Origin of the sequence: Blautia sp. 2227st1_G12_2227SCRN_220401 (assembly GCF_039062885.1) — a bacterium.
Classification (GTDB): Bacteria; Bacillota; Clostridia; order Lachnospirales; family Lachnospiraceae; genus Blautia_A; species Blautia_A fusiformis.
In genome coordinates this window covers 76,941-97,540 of sequence record NZ_JBCLNI010000007.1, presented here as the reverse complement: position 1 = coordinate 97,540, position 20,600 = coordinate 76,941, and the positions used below count along the sequence as shown (strand labels likewise).

18 protein-coding genes are annotated in these 20,600 nt (G+C 45.9%); 16 read left to right on the top strand and 2 right to left on the bottom strand.

Annotated elements, in window-relative coordinates:
• Positions 1–12: 12 nt before the first annotated feature.
• From ABCM67_RS05325 to ABCM67_RS05300, 6 genes are all read left to right on the top strand, one after another.
• The gene (locus ABCM67_RS05325) at positions 13–1,305 is read left to right on the top strand and encodes an MBOAT family O-acyltransferase (RefSeq protein ID WP_330383065.1); all 1,293 of its coding nucleotides are present in this window, start codon (positions 13–15) and stop codon (positions 1,303–1,305) included.
• Between the two features lie 15 nt (positions 1,306–1,320).
• Positions 1,321–2,718: a hypothetical protein gene (locus tag ABCM67_RS05320; protein ID WP_129975030.1), complete on the top strand. Its 1,398-nt coding sequence runs from the start codon at positions 1,321–1,323 to the stop codon at positions 2,716–2,718.
• Positions 2,719–2,733: 15 nt separating this feature from the next.
• Positions 2,734–3,699 carry an SH3 domain-containing protein gene (locus ABCM67_RS05315; RefSeq protein ID WP_342992598.1) on the top strand — a complete coding sequence of 322 codons (966 nt, stop codon included), beginning with the start codon at positions 2,734–2,736 and terminating at the stop codon, positions 3,697–3,699.
• Positions 3,700–3,727: 28 nt separating this feature from the next.
• Positions 3,728–4,687 (top strand): transglutaminase-like domain-containing protein, encoded by a 960-nt coding sequence (locus ABCM67_RS05310; protein WP_021653022.1) that lies wholly within the window; start codon positions 3,728–3,730, stop codon positions 4,685–4,687.
• Between the two features lie 146 nt (positions 4,688–4,833).
• Positions 4,834–5,658: a S8 family peptidase gene (locus ABCM67_RS05305; protein WP_015525272.1), complete on the top strand. Its 825-nt coding sequence runs from the start codon at positions 4,834–4,836 to the stop codon at positions 5,656–5,658.
• Positions 5,659–5,821: 163 nt separating this feature from the next.
• Positions 5,822–7,033 carry an NADP-dependent isocitrate dehydrogenase gene (locus tag ABCM67_RS05300; protein WP_015525271.1) on the top strand — a complete coding sequence of 404 codons (1,212 nt, stop codon included), beginning with the start codon at positions 5,822–5,824 and terminating at the stop codon, positions 7,031–7,033.
• A gap of 122 nt (positions 7,034–7,155) precedes the next feature.
• On the opposite strand, the gene ABCM67_RS05295 is transcribed toward ABCM67_RS05300, so the two are convergent.
• The gene (locus ABCM67_RS05295) at positions 7,156–7,953 is read right to left on the bottom strand and encodes a sirohydrochlorin cobaltochelatase (RefSeq protein WP_110103277.1); all 798 of its coding nucleotides are present in this window, start codon (positions 7,951–7,953) and stop codon (positions 7,156–7,158) included.
• Between the two features lie 201 nt (positions 7,954–8,154).
• On the opposite strand from ABCM67_RS05295, the gene hemA reads away from it, so the two are divergent.
• The 7 genes from hemA to ABCM67_RS05260 all read left to right on the top strand — a co-directional run bounded on the left by hemA (position 8,155) and on the right by ABCM67_RS05260 (position 15,784).
• The gene (hemA, locus tag ABCM67_RS05290; RefSeq protein ID WP_147603530.1) at positions 8,155–9,384 is read left to right on the top strand and encodes a glutamyl-tRNA reductase; all 1,230 of its coding nucleotides are present in this window, start codon (positions 8,155–8,157) and stop codon (positions 9,382–9,384) included.
• Positions 9,374–9,865 (top strand): bifunctional precorrin-2 dehydrogenase/sirohydrochlorin ferrochelatase, encoded by a 492-nt coding sequence (locus ABCM67_RS05285; protein WP_015525267.1) that lies wholly within the window; start codon positions 9,374–9,376, stop codon positions 9,863–9,865. The genes hemA and ABCM67_RS05285 overlap by 11 nt, the downstream gene beginning before the upstream one ends.
• Positions 9,852–10,745, top strand: coding sequence for a hydroxymethylbilane synthase (gene hemC / locus ABCM67_RS05280; RefSeq protein ID WP_022426910.1), 894 nt, complete (start codon positions 9,852–9,854; stop codon positions 10,743–10,745). Before ABCM67_RS05285 ends, hemC begins: the two co-directional genes overlap by 14 nt.
• The gene (gene cobA, locus ABCM67_RS05275) at positions 10,742–12,247 is read left to right on the top strand and encodes a uroporphyrinogen-III C-methyltransferase (protein WP_092071995.1); all 1,506 of its coding nucleotides are present in this window, start codon (positions 10,742–10,744) and stop codon (positions 12,245–12,247) included. Before hemC ends, cobA begins: the two co-directional genes overlap by 4 nt.
• A gap of 2 nt (positions 12,248–12,249) precedes the next feature.
• The gene (gene hemB / locus ABCM67_RS05270) at positions 12,250–13,233 is read left to right on the top strand and encodes a porphobilinogen synthase (RefSeq protein WP_022426908.1); all 984 of its coding nucleotides are present in this window, start codon (positions 12,250–12,252) and stop codon (positions 13,231–13,233) included.
• A complete protein-coding gene (gene hemL, locus ABCM67_RS05265) occupies positions 13,233–14,513 on the top strand; it encodes a glutamate-1-semialdehyde 2,1-aminomutase (protein ID WP_015525262.1) in 1,281 nt (426 codons plus the stop codon). Before hemB ends, hemL begins: the two co-directional genes overlap by 1 nt.
• Positions 14,514–14,701: 188 nt before the next feature.
• Entirely contained in the window at positions 14,702–15,784 is a 1,083-nt protein-coding gene (locus tag ABCM67_RS05260; RefSeq protein WP_022426906.1) for a lactonase family protein, read from the top strand.
• A gap of 128 nt (positions 15,785–15,912) precedes the next feature.
• Here the strand turns inward: ABCM67_RS05260 and aroC are convergent, their stop codons facing one another.
• A complete protein-coding gene (aroC, locus tag ABCM67_RS05255) occupies positions 15,913–17,007 on the bottom strand; it encodes a chorismate synthase (protein WP_022426905.1) in 1,095 nt (364 codons plus the stop codon).
• 226 nt (positions 17,008–17,233) lie between these two features.
• Here aroC and ABCM67_RS05250 point away from each other — a divergent pair, with 226 nt between their 5' ends.
• Genes ABCM67_RS05250 through pyk form a run of 3 tightly spaced genes read left to right on the top strand, consistent with a single transcriptional unit; the run spans position 17,234 to position 20,561 of the window.
• Positions 17,234–18,175 carry a magnesium transporter CorA family protein gene (locus ABCM67_RS05250; RefSeq protein WP_022426904.1) on the top strand — a complete coding sequence of 314 codons (942 nt, stop codon included), beginning with the start codon at positions 17,234–17,236 and terminating at the stop codon, positions 18,173–18,175.
• Positions 18,176–18,205: 30 nt separating this feature from the next.
• Positions 18,206–19,096, top strand: a complete 891-nt coding sequence (locus ABCM67_RS05245; RefSeq protein ID WP_022426903.1) for a hypothetical protein — start codon at positions 18,206–18,208, stop codon at positions 19,094–19,096.
• 28 nt (positions 19,097–19,124) lie between these two features.
• Entirely contained in the window at positions 19,125–20,561 is a 1,437-nt protein-coding gene (pyk, locus tag ABCM67_RS05240; protein ID WP_059085912.1) for a pyruvate kinase, read from the top strand.
• The last annotated feature ends 39 nt before the right edge of the window (positions 20,562–20,600 follow it).

Sequence of the window (20,600 nt, the reverse complement as noted above, 5' to 3'; positions counted from 1 at the left end):
TTTTTGCTTGTAGTGGCAAGTCTGGTCTTTTATGCATACGGAGAACCGATTTATGTAATATTACTGGTTGCTTCATCGGCGGGCAACTATATTTTAGCGCGCCTGACAGGGGAATGTCCGAAGATCCGTAAGCTCACAATGACATTGGCTGTGGTGATAAATCTCGGTCTTCTTGTGATCTTTAAATATTCCGGATTTCTGGTGGATACATTTAATTCTGTTACCGGTGCCGGAATTCCGGTTCCGCAGGTCCGGATGCCGATCGGAATATCGTTTTTTACTTTTCAGGCACTTTCCTACGTGATCGATGTTTATCGGGGAGATGCTTCGGTTCAGAAGAATTTCGGAAAGGTGCTTCTGTATATCTCATTTTTCCCACAGCTGATCGCGGGACCTATCGTCAAGTATCATGATGTGGAGGCGGAGATCAATAATCGTAAGCAGACGCCGGAGGAAATCGGAAAAGGAATCCGGCGTTTCATTGCAGGTTTGAGCAAAAAGGTTCTTATCGCCAATACAATGGGACTTGTGGCGGATAATCTCTTTGGTGCGGCAGCAACCGGAATCACCGGTCCGGGTGCTTGGCTGGGCGCAGTTTCCTATATGCTGCAGATCTATTTTGATTTCAGCGGCTACAGTGATATGGCGTTGGGACTCGGAATGATGTTTGGATTTCATTTCCATGAGAATTTTGATTATCCTTATATTTCTGCCAGTATCCGTGAATTCTGGAGAAGATGGCATATGTCTCTTTCAGGATGGTTTAAGGAATATCTGTATATTCCGTTAGGGGGAAACCGCAGAGGGAAATTCCGTACAGTGGTCAATAAAATGATCGTTTTTGTGTGTACAGGTATCTGGCATGGTGCCTCCTTTAATTTTCTGTTCTGGGGAATTTATCATGGCTTTTTCCTGATGCTGGAAGAGTATATCCCATTTATCGGGAAAAAGGGCGGAAAACTCAAGAGCTTTTTTCAGCATGTCTATGCACTTCTGGTAGTTTGTGTTGGCTTTGTGTTTTTCCGTGCGGACACTATGAAGCAGGGATGCTTCTGGATCAGAGAAATGTTTACGGATTTTGGATGGAAGGCTTCCGCAATGAGCCTTACACTGCAGCAGCTGACACCGGTATATCTTGTAACTCTGGCAGCGGCACTGGTCGCAGCAGTTCCGGTAAACAGCATGCTGAAAAAGTATAAATGGTATGAAGGCTTTACCTATGTATTAAGTCTGGCTGGTTTTGCGCTTTGTGTATTGAGCCTTGCCGGCGGAACCTATAATCCGTTCATCTATTTTCGATTTTAAGAGGAGGCAGAAAACATGAAAAAATTGCAGGTGCTTTATATTACTGCATTTTTTGCAGCTTGTCTTGTGCCATCTCTGGGGATGGCGGTGACAAAGCAGGAAGCATCGTCTGAAAACCGAAGACTGGCTGAGTTTCCTGAACTGAAAAAAGAAAACGAGATCAATACCCGTTGGCTGCCGGAAGCAGGCGAATATTTTCAGGAACATTTTGCGTTTCGAAATGAGCTGGTAACGGCAAATGCCCTTCTGAACGGGAAGATTTTCGGAGTATCTACTGCAGATGGTGTGATCCAGGGAACCGATAACTGGCTTTATTATAAGGATTCGCTGGAGGATTATCTTGGAGAGGAGCTTCTTTCCGAGAGAAGCCTTTTTAATATTGCACATACACTGGCCATGATGCAGGAGACATTGAATGAAAAAGGCGTGCAGTTTCTTTTTACTGTGGCACCTAATAAAAACTCACTCTATGGAGAGAACATGCCGTACTATGACAGCCTGAAGGTATCATCGGATAAAAACCTTGTTAATCTTCAGAAATATCTCAGGCAGGAGCAGGTTTCTTACGGAGATCTGTATGAGACTCTTTCAGAAGAGAAAGAAGTTCTTTATCACAAAAGAGATTCACACTGGAACAACAAGGGTGCTGCAGTTGCGGCGGATACATTGCTGTCTTCTCTGAAAAAGGAGCATGTTTCCTATAAGGAGGAACCCTATACTATAAAAACAGATTTCACAGGAGATCTGGATGAGATGCTGTATCCTCTTGCAACGACACCGGAAGAGGAAGTTTATTATGACAGACAGACAACATTTGCCTATGTGGGAGAAGTGGTAAGTAATTTTGATCCGAAGATCACAACGGTAAATCCTGTGAAGGAAGGAAGTCTGGTCATGTTCCGTGATTCTTTTGGTAATGCACTGCTTCCGTTTATGGCAGATGCTTATTCCAGTGCGTATTTTTCCAGAGGAGTACCTTACCAGATGAGTGAAGTGGATGAGAAGAATGCAGATACTGTGATCGTGGAACGGGCAGAGCGTTTTCTCCCGGAAATGGCACAGTCACCGCCGATCATGGAAGGACCGGAGTGTCAGGTGAATGTTACGGAAGAAGATACGGTTCCTGCCGGTGCCGGAGCAGTTCAGTGCGAGATCCAGGGAAATCTGGAAAAGATCACAGGTTGTATTGAAGAAAAATATCTGGATATAGACAGCAGGATTTATATAAGATTGAACCATGATAAGATTTATGAAGCATTTCCGATGGATGTTTCCACAGAAGATGGAAAAACGGACAGCAGCGGTTTTTGCTTATATCTGGACCGTTCACTTCTTGCAGCAGACGGAAATCAGATCGAAATTCTTACAGGCAACAAAGATTCAGCCCGTATAATAGGCGGACTGACACTATAAAGGAGGATATAAGAAATGAGAAAAAAAACAGTACAGGTGCTTTTAGGGGCAGCATTGATCGCAGCGATGTGTCTGGGGGCACCGACAGCTGCTTTTGCAGACGAGACAACGACAAAGGAGGAAACCGCAGAGAAAACTGGCGATAAAGATTCCGCAGAAGAAAAAGAGACCGCAGAGGATTTTCAGATCGGAGAGCTTACAGTAAAAAATCAGAGCGGACTTGAGGTGAAATCCGCAGAGCTTCAGGATGCAAAAGAGGATGACAGCAAAAAGAAAGACTCCAAGGATGCGGCAGGTCAGGATCTAGTGATCACCATGAAAGATGGTACAGAGCATACCTTCCGGAATGTGACACCGGATGACTGGAAAGAACCTGTTTTTTATAATGAGTATGAGATCCTTTATATTTCCTACACGGATGAAAAAGGAAAATCTCAGGAAGCGCTGGAAGATGCGAAGGAGACTGAGCTGGAAGAAGCTGCCACTACCTATGCAAAATCCAATGTAAATATCCGTGAAAAAGCGGATACAAAATCAAAATCCCTGAAAGTAACATCTCTTGGAACCGAGTTCAAGGTAACCGGTGTATGCCCTGGATGGCTGAAGGTTGAAGGAGATGGTGTTAAGGGATATGCGGCACATACATACTTCACTTCCAATAAAGATGAGATCGACAAGCTGGTAGCAGAGCAGAAAGCAGCTGAAGAGAAAAAAGCGGCAGAGGCAAAAGCGGCATCAGACGCACAGGCGGCAGCAGACGCGCAGGCAGCAGCGGACGCACAGGCAGCGGCAGATGCACAAGCAGCGGCAGACGCACAGGCAGCGGCAGAGGCACAGGCAGCAGCAGAGGCAGCAGCAGAGGCAGCAGCATCAGAACCTACCGAAGTTAGCCGTCAGGCCTATGATGACTGTGACGGAAGTGGTCATGGCTACTATGAGATCACCTATTCTGACGGAAGTGTGAGATACGAAGAGTATTGATCAGAATGAACGATAAGGAAAGATACGTATGAAAAGATTAAAATTGTTTTTTATGGCGATGGTCATGCTTTTTGCGGTGCAGATCTGCACGGTTTCCGTAACCTGTGAGACGCAGGCAGCAACTACTACGGCAACTGTAAAGAAGAAAACCGGTCTCTACAGAGAAAAAGGAAAATATTACTACTACACCAAGGGCCGAAAGATCAGAAACCAATGGAAGACCGTAAAGGGAAAACGGTATTATTTCGGGCCTAAATATTATGCGTTAACTTACCATAACAAGATCGGTTCCAGGATCTATGTGTTTGATACTGCAGGACGCCTTTTGAACGGAAAGACGTCACGTATCGTAAATGTAGGAAAATATTCCTATTACGTAAATAAATATGGAAATCCTTCAAAGGGTTGGCTGTGCCTTCCGGATAGAAATCTTTACTATGCGGATTCCTGGGGACGTTTTTACAAAAACCGTACTCTGGAGGGAATCCGGTTTAACGGAAAGGGGCAGGCTGTAAAAAATGATATGCGCAGTCTGAAGCTGCATTGTATAGGCGTGGTCCAAAATATTACAAGAAGTGGAATGTCCAAAAGCCAGAAGCTACAGGCGTGCTGGAGTTATGTGATAAATAATACCTATTATTCATCTGCCTATTATCCGAATTTAAATCAGAATGATTGGTGGAGAATGACTGCGTGGAGAACGCTTGCTACAGGAAAGGGAAATTGTTATGGCTATGCCTGTGCATTTGCCGCGCTGGCAAGAGAGATCGGATATGATCCATATGTGGTATGTGGTCGTGTTCCGGGAACCAGAGATGGAGCCGGAGATGGCTTTACAAGACATAGCTGGGTGATCATAAACGGACTTCATTATGACCCGGAGGGACAGGCTAAGGGCTGGCATACCGGTGTTTATGGAAGCTACAGCTACGGAATGGACAATCAGATCCAGAAAACAGTTAATTTCCGTACAGGAAGAGGAAACTAAATAAAATATACAGCAAAGATCCCGGGGATTCAGATGTAAGATCCCGGGGTCTTTTTATATAAAACGAGTAGCGGGAAAGATGGTCGCAGAATAAGCTAAAGAAAGGTCAGCTGTCCGACGGGAGAGCTTTGGAAAGGTATAAAAGGATGTATACAGGAAAAGGGATAGGCGTGGCGGTTCTGGATACCGGTATTTTTCCTCATATAGATTTTGGCAGCCGTATTTCCGTGTTTCGTGATTTTACAGGAGTCAGACGCAGCCCCTATGATGATAACGGACATGGGACTCATGTCAGCGGGATCCTTGCAGGGGACGGAACTGCATCAGGTGGAAAATATAAAGGGGCTGCACCTGGCTGCAGTATCGCTGCTCTGAAGGTTCTGGATCGTTTCGGGAACGGAAGCAGGGAGGATGTGATGCGGGCATTTCGGTGGATCATGGAGTTTGGAAGTATTTATCATATCCGTATCGTTAATATTTCAGTGGGAACAACATCCCGGGATCATAAGGAACAGACAGATCTTCTTGAAGGAGTGGAAAAACTTTGGGATCTGGGATTTGTGGTGGTAGCTGCAGCAGGAAATCAGGGACCGGGGGCCGGCACGGTAACAGCACCGGGAAGCAGCCGGAAGATCATTACCGTAGGCTCCAGTGATATGCTGAATGGCAGAAAGGCAGTTTCCGGAAGAGGCCCTACTTTTGACTGTGTGTGCAAACCGGATCTGGTAGCGCCGGGAAGCCAGGTCATTGCCTGTGCACCGGGACTGCCGTACTCATATGGGCTCAAAAGCGGAACCTCCATGTCGACGCCTCTGGTGTCAGGAGGGATCGCCTGCCTTCTGGAAAAAGATCCCCGGCTTTCTAATGTAGAGGTAAAGATGTTGTTAAGAGAAAATGCAGAAGATATGGGACTTCCCAGAAATCAGCAGGGATGGGGAAAATTTAACTGTGAAAAACTGTTGGCAGGCTGAATTATTATACAATTCTTATAAACATAGTGTGGTAAAGCACAAAAGCGTTGACGGAACCGGAAAATATGAGTACAATGTACAGTAAAAGTGCTGAAGAAAGATTCTAAAGGAAAGAGCACCTGGAATCCGAACAGGAGAATAAACCTCAAAAGGAGAAAATAATATGGAAAAAATCAAAATGCAGACACCTTTAGTTGAGATGGACGGAGACGAGATGACACGTATCCTGTGGCAGATCATCAAGGATGAACTTCTCACACCGTATCTGGAACTGAATACAGAATATTATGATCTTGGTCTTGAGCACAGAAATGAGACAGATGATCAGGTTACCATTGATGCAGCAGAAGCAACCAAGAAATACGGAGTAGCCGTAAAATGTGCCACGATCACGCCAAACGCAGCCAGAATGGAAGAGTATGACCTGAAAAAAATGTACAAGAGTCCAAACGGAACGATCCGTGCCATTCTTGATGGAACTGTATTCCGTGCGCCGATCGTTGTAAAGGGAATCGAGCCATGTGTAAAGAATTGGGTGAAACCGATCACACTTGCACGTCATGCATATGGAGATATCTATAAGAATACAGAATTTTATATTGACAAGCCGGGAGATGCATATCTTGTATTTGAGGGCGAAGACGGAGAAGAGCGTAAGGAGCTGATCCAGCATTTTGATGGAGCAGGTGTTCTCCGTGGCATGCATAATCTTGATGATTCCGTAAAGAGCTTTGCGAGAAGCTGCTTTAATTATGCACTGGACACAAAGCAGGATGTATGGTTTGGAAGCAAGGATACCATTTCCAAAACATACGATGGAAGATTTAAAGAGATTTTCCAGCAGATCTTTGATGCAGAGTTTAAGGATAAATTTGAGGAAGCCGGCCTGACCTATTTCTACAGTCTGATCGATGATATCGTAGCCCGTGTTATGAAGGCAGAAGGCGGTTTTATCTGGGCATGCAAGAACTATGACGGAGATGTTATGAGCGACATGGTATCTTCCGCATTTGGCTCTCTTGCCATGATGACCTCTGTACTGGTATCCCCGAAGGGATATTTTGAGTATGAGGCTGCCCACGGAACAGTTCAGAGACACTATTATCGTCATCTTGAGGGAAAAGAAACATCCACAAACTCTGTTGCAACGATCTTTGCATGGACAGGAGCTCTCCGCAAGAGAGGCGAGCTGGACGGAAATGAAGCACTTGCTGATTTTGCAGGAAAACTGGAAAAAGCAACACTGGATACCATTGAAAGCGGAAAGATGACCAAGGATCTTGCACTGATCACTTCCCTGAAAGAGGTACAGGTATTGAACAGCAAAGAGTTTATCCTTGCTGTAAAGACAAAACTGGATGAACTGATGGCATAAATAACAGGAATTTCAGAATTTCAAGTAATTTCATAAAAAATAAAAAACTGCACCGGAAGATCCAGGGATGGATCACGGTGCAGTTTTTTTATGAGGGATATATATGGATCATCTGATCTCTGTCAGATCGAAGCGTTCATGGCCTGCTGTACATGTTCCACAAGGATCTGCCGGACCTGGGGATATTCGCCAAGTCCCTTCAGTACAGGGGTGACTTCATATCCTTCGGAAGAAAGACGGTTCATCCAGGAGTCCGGATCTGCACCGGCCAGATCGTTCTGTGCATGGTCGCCGGCTACGATCATGAAAGGCGCCAGCACGATCTTTTTCGGATGAAAGCTGTCGGCAGCCCGGAGAAGGGAGTCCAGGGCCGGATAGGCTTCTACAGTTCCAAGAAAAATATTTTTATGTCCGGTATCTTTAAAACGGTAATCCAAAGCAGCGTAAACCGTGTTTGCGTAGTGTTCTGTTCCATGTCCCATCAGTACAAGTGCAGTGTCCGGATCCATGTCCCGGAATTCATCTGCAACTACCCGGACGATCGCCTGGTTATCTTCTTCTGTTGTGAGAAGAGGATTTCCGAAAACAATACTGGAAAAACGGTCACGAAAAGAAAGCGCATCGGCTTTCATCTGATCATTTTCGATACCGTTGATCACATGAGTCGGCTGTACGATCACATCGGTGATACCATCCAGAAGCATCTGTTCCAGAGCCTCCTTTACCGTGTGGATCGTAAGACCGTCCCGCTTTTTCAGTTTGGCAATGATCATTTTGCTTGTCCATGCACGGTAGGTGGGACAGGCCGGGAATGCATCGGCAATATCGTGCTCGATGGCCTCGATGGTAAGCTTACGGGTGTTTTCATAGCTTGTGCCGAAACTTACTACTAGGATCGCTTTTTTTGAAGCTGAGTTCATACGGGGATTTCCTCCATCCTGATAATTATGGTGATTATGATAAACTCTTTATATTTCTCCGCTGGAATATAAAGATGATCCGCAATTTCTACCATAAGATATTATAAAAGGGAGGGCTGACATTGTCAATCGTAGTTGACTTTCCTTACGGAAATGTTTATCATTATAAAAGATTGTGGAAACAAAGGAGAAATGTAGGACATGAGTATATTCATGATTGGAATCGATCATAATATGGCACCTGTAGATGTCAGAGCGCAGTTTGCTTTTACCCGTAAAAATACCGGAGAGGCGCTGCATAGGCTGAAAGAAGAAGCTGGGATCTGCGGGTGTATTATTCTGTCGACCTGTAACCGGCTGGAACTGTGGGTAAGTACTGCAGATGAGGAGAAGCCGGACCTGTATCAGTGGCTCTGCTCGTTGAAAGGTGTGCAGGGAGAACAATACCAGAAGTATTTTACCAGCAGAGAAAACGAAGAGGCAGTGGAACATCTTTTTTATCTTACCAGCGGACTGAAATCCCAGATCCTGGGGGAAGATCAGATCCTGACCCAGGTAAAAGAGGCGTTAAGTATGTCAAGGGATGAGTTTACCACAGACAGTGTTCTGGAGGTGCTTTTCCGTATGGCGGTAACTGCAGGCAAGAAGATCAAAACGGAAGTGCCGTTTTCCCATGGAAATCCTTCTGTGATCCATCAGGCCATCCGTTTTCTGGAAGAGGGCGGTTATCATGTTCGCAATAAAGTCTGTATGGTGATCGGAAACGGTGAGATGGGGAAGATGGCTGCCCAGACACTGCGTGAAGCAGGAGCGGATGTGACGGTTACGATCCGTCAGTACAGAAGTGGTGTTGTGAGCATTCCTGTTGGATGCAGCAGGATCAATTATGGCGAGAGAATGGATTATCTGCCGGAGTGTGACCTGGTGGTCAGCGCAACAGCAAGCCCCAATTATACACTGACGGAAGAATTGTTTGAGGATGTACGTGTGGAACGACCTATGATCCTTATCGATCTGGCAGTTCCAAGAGATATTGATCCGGAGATCCGAAAAAAAGATAACATCACACTTTATGATATGGACAGCTTCCGAACCGGCGAGACACCGAAGGAACTTGCAGATAACCTGGAAGCAGCAGGAGCCATTGTGAAGGCCCAGATGAACGAATTTTTCCAGTGGCTGGAAGGTCGTGATATCATCCCGCGCATCCAGGAGATCAAAGCGGATGCTGTGGAAGATCTGAACCTGAGGATCGAAAAAATCTTCCGGAAAACTCCTATGGAGGATTCAGACAGAGAAAACCTGAAAAAAGCAGTGGATACTGCAGCCGGAAAGGTTGTGAACAAGCTGATCTTCGGGCTTCGGGATAGTCTGAACCAGGATGCTTTTCTGGAATGTGTGGAAGGACTGGAGAAACTTTATGAAGAATAAACCTTATTTCCCCATGTTTATAGACCTGTCCGATAAAAATATCGTTGTGGCAGGTGGTGGTAATATTGCTACCAGAAGAATAAAAACTCTTCTGAAATTTACAAGAAATATCACGGTAGTGGCTACAAAAGTGACCCAGGAGCTTATGGATCTCGGGAAAGCAGGAACCGTGACTCTGTATATCCGTCCCGTGAAACGTTCTGATTTTGCCAATGCATATATGGTGATCGCAGCCACCAATGACTGGAAGTTGAATGATGAGATCCACCGTGTCTGTAAGGAGGAGGGCATTTATGTTAATGTAGCCTCCGACCGGGAAGCCTGTGATTTTTATTTCCCAGGCGTATATATGCGGGATGAAATGGTAGTTGGAGTTACAGCCAGCGGACTGGATCACAAAAAAGCAAAGCGTGTAAGGGAAGAGATCCAGAATGCGCTGGAAAAAGTATTGGGAGAGCAGGATGAAGATGAAGAGAGATAAGATCGTGATCGGCAGCAGAGAGAGTAAGCTTGCAGTGCTGCAGAGCGAAATGGTCCGTGACTACATAAAAGAAAAAAATCCGGATCTGGAAGTGGAAATCCTCACTATGAAAACTACCGGGGATATCATTCTGGACCGTACACTGGATAAGGTTGGCGGAAAAGGGCTTTTTGTAAAGGAGCTGGATAAAGCACTGATAGATGGAAGAAGTATTCTTTCTGTACACAGCCTGAAAGATATGCCTATGGAGGTTCCGGAGGAGCTGCCGCTTCTGGCTTTTTCCAAAAGAGAAGATCCGAGAGACGTACTGGTTCTTCCTGAGGGAGCTTCTGAACTTGATAAAAGCAAGCCCCTTGGATGTTCCAGCTTAAGGAGAACCTTACAGCTTAAAAAACTGTATCCGGATATGGATGTCAGAAGTATCCGCGGAAATCTTCAGACAAGACTCCGGAAGCTGGATGAAGGACAGTACAGTGCATTGATCCTGGCTGCTGCCGGCCTTAAGAGACTTGGACTGGAATCCAGGATCAACCGGTATTTTACAGCAGATGAGATCATTCCGGCTGCTGGTCAGGGAATCCTTGCTGTACAGGGAAGAAAAGGGGAAGCTTATGATTTCCTGGAGGGCTACTGTGATAAGGATGCCTGGACCGCGGGAAGTGCGGAGCGTGCTTTTGTAAAGCTCCTGGATGGAGGATGCTCTTCTCCGGTGGCTGCCCATGCGGAAATTCTCGGGGATGAGATCTATCTCAGAGGGCTTTATTATAATGAAAAAGACGGTTCCTATGTAACAGGAACACTGCGTGGCAATAAGGCAGATGCGGAAAGCTTAGGCAGGGAACTGGCAGAAACTCTTCGGAAAAAAGGAGAAAACAGATGAAAACAGGAAAAGTATGGCTGGTAGGAGCGGGTCCTGGCGATATCGGCCTTTTTACATTAAAAGGCCTCAAAGTGCTGGAACAGGCAGATGTGGTCGTCTATGACAGTCTGGTAGGTCAGGGAGTTCTGTCAAGAATCCCGGAAAATGCTAGGCTGATCAATGTAGGCAAACGTGCCAGTCACCATATCATGCGTCAGGAAAATATCAATCAGGTACTTCTTGAGGAGGCACAGCGGGGTCTTCGTGTGGTGCGCCTGAAAGGCGGAGATCCATTCCTCTTTGGAAGAGGAGGAGAGGAGCTGGAGCTTCTTCGGGAGAATGGGATCCCTTATGAGGTTGTTCCGGGTGTTACTTCCTCCATTGCAGTACCGGCATATAACGGGGTTCCGGTAACACACAGGGATTTCTGTTCTTCAGTCCACATCATTACAGGACATAAGAGGGCCGGAGAAGAATATGATATAGACTTCCGGGCACTTGTTGATACAAAGGGAACGCTTGTATTTCTGATGGGCGTGTCCGCACTTCCGGATATCTGCGAGGGTCTGATAGGTGCAGGAATGGAAAAGGACATGCCTGCGGCGATCCTGCAGAAGGGAACTACAGCAGGTCAGAAACGGATCGTAGCAACAGTTTCTACCCTGGAAGAAGAGGTGAAACGCCAGGGGATCGAGACACCGGCGATCATTGTGGTGGGTAAGGTATGTACACTGGCAGAGAAGTTTGGCTGGTATGAAGAACTGCCGCTTTCAGGATGGAAGGTCCTTGTCACAAGACCGAAAGAGCTTGTTTCCAGAACTGCGGACAAGCTTCGTGAAAAAGGCGCGGAGGTTCTGGAGCTTCCGGCGATCCGTACTGTCCCCATGGAAGACCAGAGCCGTCTCTATAAAGCGCTGGATCACCTGGAGGAATATCAGTGGCTTGTATTTACCAGCCCTACAGGTGTAAGGGTATTTTTTGAAGAACTGATCCGCCATGGAAAAGACATCCGTGCCATGGGAAATGCCCGTCTGGCCGTGATCGGGGAGGGAACAAAAAAGGCCCTGCAGGAAAGAGGATTGCTGGCAGATTTTGTGCCGTCGGTATATGACGGGGATACTCTTGGAAAGGAACTTTCAGAGCTTCTTTCCGGTGGAGAAAAGATACTTATCCCGCGGGCAGAAAAGGGCAATGAAAAGCTCACCGCATTTCTTGCACAGGCAGGCGCTGTGGTCGAGGATGTTCCGACCTATCAGACTCTTTACGAAAAGAGCCAGCTCATCGATGAGAAGAAGGAATTTGAAACAGGACAGATCAGCTGTGCGGTGTTTACAAGTGCCTCCACTGTGAAGGGATTTGTAGAGGGAACAAAAGGACTGGATTATTCAAAGGTTAAGGCGGCCTGCATCGGCAGACAGACGAAGGCGGCTGCTGAGAGTTTTGGAATGAAAGCATATATGTCAGAAAAAGCCACCATTGACAGTCTTGTCAAGCTGGTGGAGGATATGAAAAGGAGCGAATGATCATGGAACTGACAAAAAGACCAAGAAGATTAAGAGGTAGCGAAAACCTTCGTAAGATGGTACGTGAGACAAGAATGGATAAATCTTCTCTTATGTATCCTATGTTCGTAATGGAAGGAGAAAATAAGGAAGAAGAAATTCCGTCCATGACCGGGCAGTACCGTTACAGCCTGGACCGTCTTCCGTATAAACTGGAGCAGCTTTCCAAAGCCGGTGTAGGCAGTGTGATGTTTTTTGGTATTCCTGACCATAAGGATGAAGTGGGCAGCGGTGCCTATGATCCGGAGGGGATCGTTCAGAGAGCTCTTCGCATTGCAAAAGAGAAATTTCCGGAGCTTTATTATGTAACAGATGTATGTATGTGTGAGTACACTTCCCATGGCCATTGCGGCGTTCTCTGCGGTCATGATGTGGACAATGACAAGACGCTGGAGCTTCTTGCAAAAACAGCACTTTCCCACGTGGAGGCAGGTGCAGATATGGTTGCTCCGTCTGATATGATGGATGGTCGTGTTGCAGCGATCCGTCAGTGTCTGGACAAGGCCGGACATTATACAACACCGATCATGTCCTATGCAGTAAAATATGCTTCTGCATTTTATGGCCCGTTCCGTGAGGCAGCAGATTCTGCTCCGTCTTTTGGGGACAGAAAAAGCTACCAGATGGATCCTCACAACAGCAGAGAAGGGCTGAAAGAGGCACTTGCAGATGTGGAAGAGGGTGCAGATATCATCATGGTAAAACCGGCTCTTGCATACCAGGACATGATCTGGCAGGTAAAGGAGATCACAAACGTTCCGGTTGCCGCATACAGTGTCAGTGGTGAGTATGCAATGGTAAAAGCAGCAGCTGCAAACGGCTGGATCGACGAAGAAAGGATCGTGGGTGAGATGGCTACAGGAGCATTCCGTTCCGGTGCGCAGATCTATCTTACCTATTATGCGGAGCTTCTGGCAAGACTTATGGATGAAGGGAGGATCGGCTGATGACAAGATCAGAACAGTTATTTGAGCGTGCGGTAAAAAGAATCCCGGGAGGCGTAAACAGCCCGGTAAGATCTTACGGAGCCATCGGTGAGGCACCTCGTTTTATTGAAAAAGCAGATAAATGCTACATCTATGATGTAGATGGAAACCGTTATGTGGATTACATTGATTCCTGGGGCCCGATGATCCTGGGACATAATTTCCCGGAGATCCGCGAGAGTGTGATCAAGGCCTGCGAAAATGGCCTGAGCTTTGGCTGTGCTACAGGAATCGAAGTAGAGATCGCAGAATTTATCTGTGAACATATTCCACATGTAGATATGATCCGTATGGTAAACTCAGGAACAGAAGCTGTTATGAGTGCCATCCGTGCAGCAAGAGGTTTTACCGGAAAAGACAAGATCATCAAATTTGCAGGTTGCTATCACGGACACAGTGACTGCCTTCTGGTAAGTGCCGGTTCCGGTGTCATGGCAAGTGGTATTCCGGATAGCGCCGGTGTTCCGAAGGGCTGTACACAGGATACCATGACGGCTACCTACAATGATGCCGCCAGTGTGGAAGCACTTCTCAAACAGGAAGAGGGAAATGTGGCAGCCGTGATCGTGGAGGCAGTAGGAGCAAACATGGGTGTGGTTCCTCCGAAACCAGGCTTCTTAAAGCGGCTTCGTGAGCTTTGCGATGAGCACAATTGTCTGCTGATCTTTGATGAAGTGATCACAGGCTTCCGACTTGCCTTTGGCGGAGCAGCAGAGTATTTTGGTATCCGTCCGGATCTTGTCACTTACGGGAAAATAATCGGCGCAGGAATGCCGGTAGGCGCTTATGGCGGACGTAAGGAGATCATGGATCTGATCTCACCGTGTGGTCCTGTATACCAGGCAGGTACCTTAAGCGGAAACCCGGTTGCCATGGCTGCAGGTTTCACACAGCTGAAATATCTCTATGAGCATCAGGAAATCTACAAAGATCTGGCTGCCAAAGGTGAGAAGCTTTACGGCGGCTTGAAGAAGATCGTGGAGGAAAAAGGTCTTCCATATCAGGTAAACTATGATTCTTCTCTGGCAAGTATTTTCTTTACAGACCAGGAGGTAAAAGACTATGTTTCTGCAAAAACATCCAACCTGGAGCTTTTTGCAAAATATTTCAAGGGAATGCTGAAACGAGGCATTCATCTTGCACCTTCCCAGTTTGAGGCGATGTTCCTTTCCACAGCGCATACAGATGAAGTAATTGATGAAACTCTGGAAGCAATGAGAGGCGCTTTGGGAGATCTGTAAAGAGGCGTAATGGATGCGCAGGAGCCGATCCATTTGCGTGGATTATGTGTGAACGCCATAGTGAACGGTAGCTTTGCATAAAAAATTGCACAAAAGATAACAGGATGGTAACTTGTTCTTGCAGAAGCTTTGTGATAAAATAAACACAAAAATACGTAACCAATGTAAAAAGCAGGAGGCCAGAACTTATGGGAAAAAAGAAGTACGTGGCTTACGTGGGAACATATACCCATGGAACCAGTAAGGGAATTCAGGTATACGATGTAGATGTAGAAAAAGGAACACTCACAGAACGAAGCGAAGTGGAAGTTAGCAATGCTTCTCATCTGGCAGTATCAAAAAACGGTAAATATCTGTATTCCATTGAGGATGAGGGTGTAGCTGTATTTGAAAGAGACAAGAACGGTGATCTTACCCGCCTCAACAGTGTGGATATCAACGGAATGCGAGGCTGCTATCTTGCAACAGATGTGGACGGAAGATATCTTTATGTGGCAGGGTACCATGATGGTAAGGTAACGGTTGTACATACACATAAAGACGGCCGTCTGGGAAGTGTTATGGACGGCGTTTTCCACAAGGGACTTGGAAGCGTGGCAGAGCGTAACTTCCGTCCGCATGTTAATTGTGTACGTCCGACACCGGATAATAAGTATCTCTGTGCGGTAGATAATGGTATCGATCAGGTTAAGATCTATCGTATCAATAAGAAGAAAGACAAACTGGAGCTGGTTGACATTCTTCGCTGCCCGAGAGAGAGCGGCCCTCGTATCATCCGCTTCAGTGATGACGGAAGATTTGCATATCTTCTTTTTGAGCTCAGCAATGAGGTGAAGGTATACAGCTATGACGGAAGCGGTAAGAACCCGGAGTTCCAGCTGCTTCAGAGCATTACCACTCTTGGAAAAGAGGATTCCAATGATGCGCTCCATAACGCAGCTTCCGGTATGTCTCTTTCTGCGGACGGTAAATATCTTTTCTGTACAACAGCAGGGGAAAATACTGTGACTATGTATGCAGTAGACCAGGAAACAGGCCTTCTGACCAAGAAATTTACACTTCCGATCAGTGGTGATTACCCGAAGGATCTTATGATCTTCCCGGATAACAAGCATATTGCTGTTGCCAATCATGCCAGCAACAGTATTACCGTTTTCACTGTGGATTATGAAAAGAATATCATCATGATGAACGAAAAACCAAGAAAGATCGAGACACCGAACTGTATCCATATCTGGCCGGTACCGGATACATGGGAGCAGTTAGATTAAGAACAGGATTGATCAAAGTAAGTCTTGCACAGACAGACAAAAACAGACTCAGGGACGAGTAGGAACTTTCCCTGAGTCTGTTTTTTTGCGCATTTATAATTTTTTATCTGACAGGTCAAAATGTGAAATTACCGCTGATAAAATTCGTGGATACGATCCATCCGTGCACTCATATTGTTAAAAAGTGCATCTGTAATGGTAAGTGCTGCCATAGCTTCCACAACGACTACTGCACGCGGTACGATCACCGGATCATGCCGGCCTTTGATCTCAAGCTCCAGGTTTTCTCCGGTGTTAGTCACAGTAGACTGAGACTGACTGATGGAAGGAGTTGGTTTGATATGTGCACGGAGAATGATATCGCTGCCATCACTCATACCACCCATAATACCACCTGCGTGGTTGGAGGTTTTGGAAATAATGCCGTCTTTCTGTACAAAACCGTCGTTGTCTTCGGAACCGGTAAGACGTGTCACATTGATGCCGTCACCGATCTCAACAGCTTTTACAGCACCGATGGACATGATCGCATGAGCGAGGGTAGCATCCAGCTTGTCAAAAACCGTATCGCCCAGACCGGCAGGAACGTTTTTGATGCGGCATTCGATCACACCGCCGGCACTGTCCTGACTGTTCAGACATTGTTCGAGATAGGCAGATGCCTTTGCGGCTGCGTCGGCATCTGGCATGCAGAGTGCATTATTTCGGATCTCTTCTTCTGAGAAGGACCGGATCTCTACAGGACCGATGGATCTTGCGTAGGTAGTAAATGTAATGCCAAGTTCGTTTAACAGCTTGATGGCAATGGCACCGGCTGCCACACGTCCGGCGGTTTCTCTTCCGGAGGAGCGTCCACCTCCACGGTAATCACGGAATCCGTATTTCTGGTCAAAGGTAAAGTCTGCGTGACCGGGACGATAGGAGTATGCGATATTTCCGTAATCTCTGGAACGCTGATCTGTATTGCGGATCAGAAGAGAAATTGGAGTACCGGTAGTCTTTCCTTCAAAAACTCCGGAAAGGATTTCCACCAGATCTCCTTCCTTACGGGCAGTTGTATAACGGCTCTGACCGGGCTTTCTCCGGTCAAGAAAAACCTGGATATCTTCTTCGCAGAGAGAAAGACCTGCGGGACAGCCGTCGAGAACGGCACCGATAGCCTTGCCGTGAGATTCTCCCCAGGTGGTAACCACGAATTTTTTTCCGAATGATGACTGACTCATTTGTATAACTTCCTTTCGTTGGAATTCTGGAATCATTATATAGGAAGCCGGAAAAAATGTAAAGAACGTGGAAGGCAGAATGAATTTTTATGTAAAGATCATGTGAAATTATTTAAAAGCTCTTTTAAAAAGAAAAGGTATGAATTGACAAAGCTATTTTGACTATTTATAATAAAAAAGAATTTTGCCCTGGCAAAAGAAAAGCAAGAGAAGGGAAGTGGGAATCGTGGTAAGGATTTACAAGACAATAGACGGAGCCATCCACCAGATACAGGAACCGGAGGAAGGCTGCTGGATTGCGCTGACGAATCCGACGGCAACAGAGATTTTTGAATTTTCCGAGAAGTTTGATATAGAGGTTGACGATTTACGATCCCCTTTGGATGAGGAAGAACGGTCACGTATCGAAGTTGAGGATAATTATACACTGATCCTGGTTGATGTTCCTATGATCGAGGAACGTAATGACAAGGACTGGTATGGGACAATACCGCTTGGCATCATTGTGACGGGGTCTATGATCTTTACCATCTGTCTGGAGGACACACCGGTTCTTACCAGATTTATGGAGGGAAGAGTCCGGAGCTTTTTTACCTATATGAAGACCCGTTTTATCTTTCAGATCCTTTATAGAAATGCGAGCATGTACCTGCGTTATCTGCGTATCATTGACAAAAAAAGTGAGCAGGTGGAAGAAAAACTGCATCTTTCCACAAGAAATGAGGAGCTGATCGAGCTTCTGGAGCTGCAGAAATCCCTGACTTATTTTATTACGTCACTCCGGTCCAATGAGGTTGTGCTGGAGAAGCTTCTGAAGATAGACAGCATCAAGAAATATCCGGAGGACACCGATCTTCTGGAGGATGTCATCACTGAGAATAAGCAGGCAATCGAAATGGCCAATGTGTACAGCGGTATCCTGAACGGAACTATGGATGCTTTTGCATCGATCATCTCCAATAATATGAATATCGTTATGAAGGTACTGGCGATCATTACCATTGTCATGAGTATTCCGACTATTGTGTTCAGTGCTTACGGAATGAATGTGGCTGGTTCCGGTATGCCCTTATCAAGGAGCCCATTGGGATTTCTGATCATTATCCTGATTTCTGTGGCAATCAGTGTTGTGGCAGCGATCATTCTTTCCAAGAAGCGATTTTTCTGATTTTCAAAAGTTTTCTGAAAGGAGATTTTAATGAAATTTATCGACAAACTGGAACGTAAATTCGGAAGATTCGGGGTTCCGAATCTGACTGTTTACATCATCGGATGTTATGTGTTGGGGTATTTTCTGGCTATGTTTGCTCCGGGAGTTTTGAATATGCTGAGTCTTGATATGTCCATGGTCATGAAGGGACAGATCTGGAGACTGGTGACATGGGTGATCTATCCGCCGTCCAGTGTGGGAGGAACCGGCAATCTTGTGATGTTCCTTCTCGCAATCTTTTTTTTCTATTATCCGATCGGTACTTCACTGGAACGTACCTGGGGAACTTTTCGGTACACATTGTATATTTTTTCAGGTGTTTTGTTTACTGTGATCGCAGCAGTGCTTTTACATGTATTTACAGGTGGTTATGTGGTGATGAACGGGATCGCCTATTCTCTTGGCGGAAATATTTTTACCACATATTATATCAGTCTTTCTATTTTCCTTGCCTATGCAGTCACATATCCGGATCTTCAGCTGCTTCTTATGTTTGTGATCCCGATCAGGATGAAATGGATGGCCTTTGTATACGGACTGTTCATTGCGTGGGATATCGTATCTTATCTTCGAGTCGGGCTTTGGGTAGGTGTAGTACCGATCGTAGCATCACTTTTAAACTTTGTGATCTTTTATTTCAGTACCCGTGATATGAACCGATACAATCCGAAGGAGATCCACAGGAGGCAGCAGTTTAAGAAGGCTGTGGCTCCTTCCAGAACAGGGTCCGGTCCGGATGGGATCGCCAAGCATAAATGTGCGATCTGCGGACGTACCGAAAAGGATGACCCAAACCTGGAGTTTCGTTTCTGCTCAAAGTGCAACGGAAATTATGAATATTGTCAGGATCATTTATTTACACATAAACACGTACAGTAAAACGTAAAAAGAAGGAGAATAATTGATTATGAAAAAAACTAAGATCATTTGTACACTTGGACCTGCCAGCAATAACAGGGAAACTCTGAAGGCTCTTATGGAGAATGGAATGGATATTGCCAGATTCAACTTTTCTCACGGAGACCACGAGGAGCAGAAGGGCCGTGTGGATATGATCAAGGAGCTTCGTGAGGAGCTTGATATGCCTATTGCCATGCTTCTTGATACAAAGGGACCGGAGATCCGTACTAGACTTTTAAAGGACGGACAGAAGGTTAAGCTGGAAGCGGGAAAACAGTTTGTACTTGGAATTGGCGATTTTGAAGGCGACAGCACAAAGGTTGCTATCACATATGAGACACTTTACAAGGATGTAAAACCGGGAAACAGGATCCTCATTGATGATGGTCTGATCGAGTTGGAGGTTAAGGCGATCAAGGGAACCGATATTGTCTGTGATATCTTAAACGGTGGTGAGCTGGGAGAGAAGAAGGGTGTAAATGTTCCCTATGTAAAAGTAAATCTTCCGGGAATCACAGAGCAGGATAAGAAGGATATTATCTTTGGTATCGAGCAGAAATTTGATTTCATCGCGGCATCTTTTGTTCGTTCCGCAGAGGTGATCCGTGAGATCCGTAAGCTTCTGAATGATAATGGTGGAAAGGATATCGGTATTATCGCGAAGATCGAGAATGCAGAGGGTGTTGAGAATATTGATTCCATCATTGAAGCATCTGACGGTATCATGGTTGCCAGAGGAGATCTCGGTGTGGAAATTCCTGCAAGCCAGGTACCTCACATCCAGAAGGCGATCATCCGTAAGTGTAATGAACATTATACACCGGTTATCACAGCAACACAGATGCTTGATTCCATGATCCGTAATCCGCGTCCTACACGTGCAGAGGTAGCTGATGTTGCCAATGCGATCTACGACGGAACCGATGCGATCATGCTTTCCGGAGAGACAGCAGCTGGTAAATATCCGGTTGATGCTCTTAAGATGATGGCAGATATCGCAGAGATGACAGAGCCGCATCTGGATTATAAAGTGTTTATTGAACATCGTTCCATGGATGGAAGAGAGAAGATCTCCAGTGCGGTGGCACTTGCAACGGTGCGTACTGCAAAGAACCTGAAGGCGAACGCTATCGTAACACCGACAATGAGTGGAAATACAGCCAGACTGATCTCCAATTTCCGTCCGAAGGTTCCGATCTATGCGATCACACCAAACTCAACCATCCAGCATAAACTTCAGCTGATCTGGGGTGTAACACCTCTGAAAGGATATCAGAGAGATACCACGGACCATATCATGTCTCAGGCTATGAATGTTGTCCGCAGCCGTCATCTGATACATAAAGGAGACCTTGTTGTATTTACAGCAGGAGACCCTGCGACCAACATGACAAACGGTCGTGGTGCAGTGACAAATATGATGCACGTGATCGAGGCAGAATAAGACTGAGTTTTCTTCGGGAACAGCAGTCGGAAAAACAGG

Bases quoted from the DNA above. Each gene is read 5' to 3' on its own strand.
- ABCM67_RS05320 (WP_129975030.1), top strand. From the start codon at position 1,321: ATGAAAAAATTGCAGGTGCTTTATATTACTGCATTTTTTGCAGCTTGT.
- ABCM67_RS05315 (WP_342992598.1), top strand. From the start codon at position 2,734: ATGAGAAAAAAAACAGTACAGGTGCTTTTAGGGGCAGCATTGATCGCA.
- ABCM67_RS05310 (WP_021653022.1), top strand. From the start codon at position 3,728: ATGAAAAGATTAAAATTGTTTTTTATGGCGATGGTCATGCTTTTTGCG.
- ABCM67_RS05305 (WP_015525272.1), top strand. From the start codon at position 4,834: ATGTATACAGGAAAAGGGATAGGCGTGGCGGTTCTGGATACCGGTATT.
- ABCM67_RS05300 (WP_015525271.1), top strand. From the start codon at position 5,822: ATGGAAAAAATCAAAATGCAGACACCTTTAGTTGAGATGGACGGAGAC.
- ABCM67_RS05295 (WP_110103277.1), bottom strand. From the start codon at position 7,953: ATGAACTCAGCTTCAAAAAAAGCGATCCTAGTAGTAAGTTTCGGCACA.
- hemA (WP_147603530.1), top strand. From the start codon at position 8,155: ATGAGTATATTCATGATTGGAATCGATCATAATATGGCACCTGTAGAT.
- ABCM67_RS05285 (WP_015525267.1), top strand. From the start codon at position 9,374: ATGAAGAATAAACCTTATTTCCCCATGTTTATAGACCTGTCCGATAAA.
- hemC (WP_022426910.1), top strand. From the start codon at position 9,852: ATGAAGAGAGATAAGATCGTGATCGGCAGCAGAGAGAGTAAGCTTGCA.
- cobA (WP_092071995.1), top strand. From the start codon at position 10,742: ATGAAAACAGGAAAAGTATGGCTGGTAGGAGCGGGTCCTGGCGATATC.
- hemB (WP_022426908.1), top strand. From the start codon at position 12,250: ATGGAACTGACAAAAAGACCAAGAAGATTAAGAGGTAGCGAAAACCTT.
- hemL (WP_015525262.1), top strand. From the start codon at position 13,233: ATGACAAGATCAGAACAGTTATTTGAGCGTGCGGTAAAAAGAATCCCG.
- ABCM67_RS05260 (WP_022426906.1), top strand. From the start codon at position 14,702: ATGGGAAAAAAGAAGTACGTGGCTTACGTGGGAACATATACCCATGGA.
- aroC (WP_022426905.1), bottom strand. From the start codon at position 17,007: ATGAGTCAGTCATCATTCGGAAAAAAATTCGTGGTTACCACCTGGGGA.
- ABCM67_RS05245 (WP_022426903.1), top strand. From the start codon at position 18,206: ATGAAATTTATCGACAAACTGGAACGTAAATTCGGAAGATTCGGGGTT.
- pyk (WP_059085912.1), top strand. From the start codon at position 19,125: ATGAAAAAAACTAAGATCATTTGTACACTTGGACCTGCCAGCAATAAC.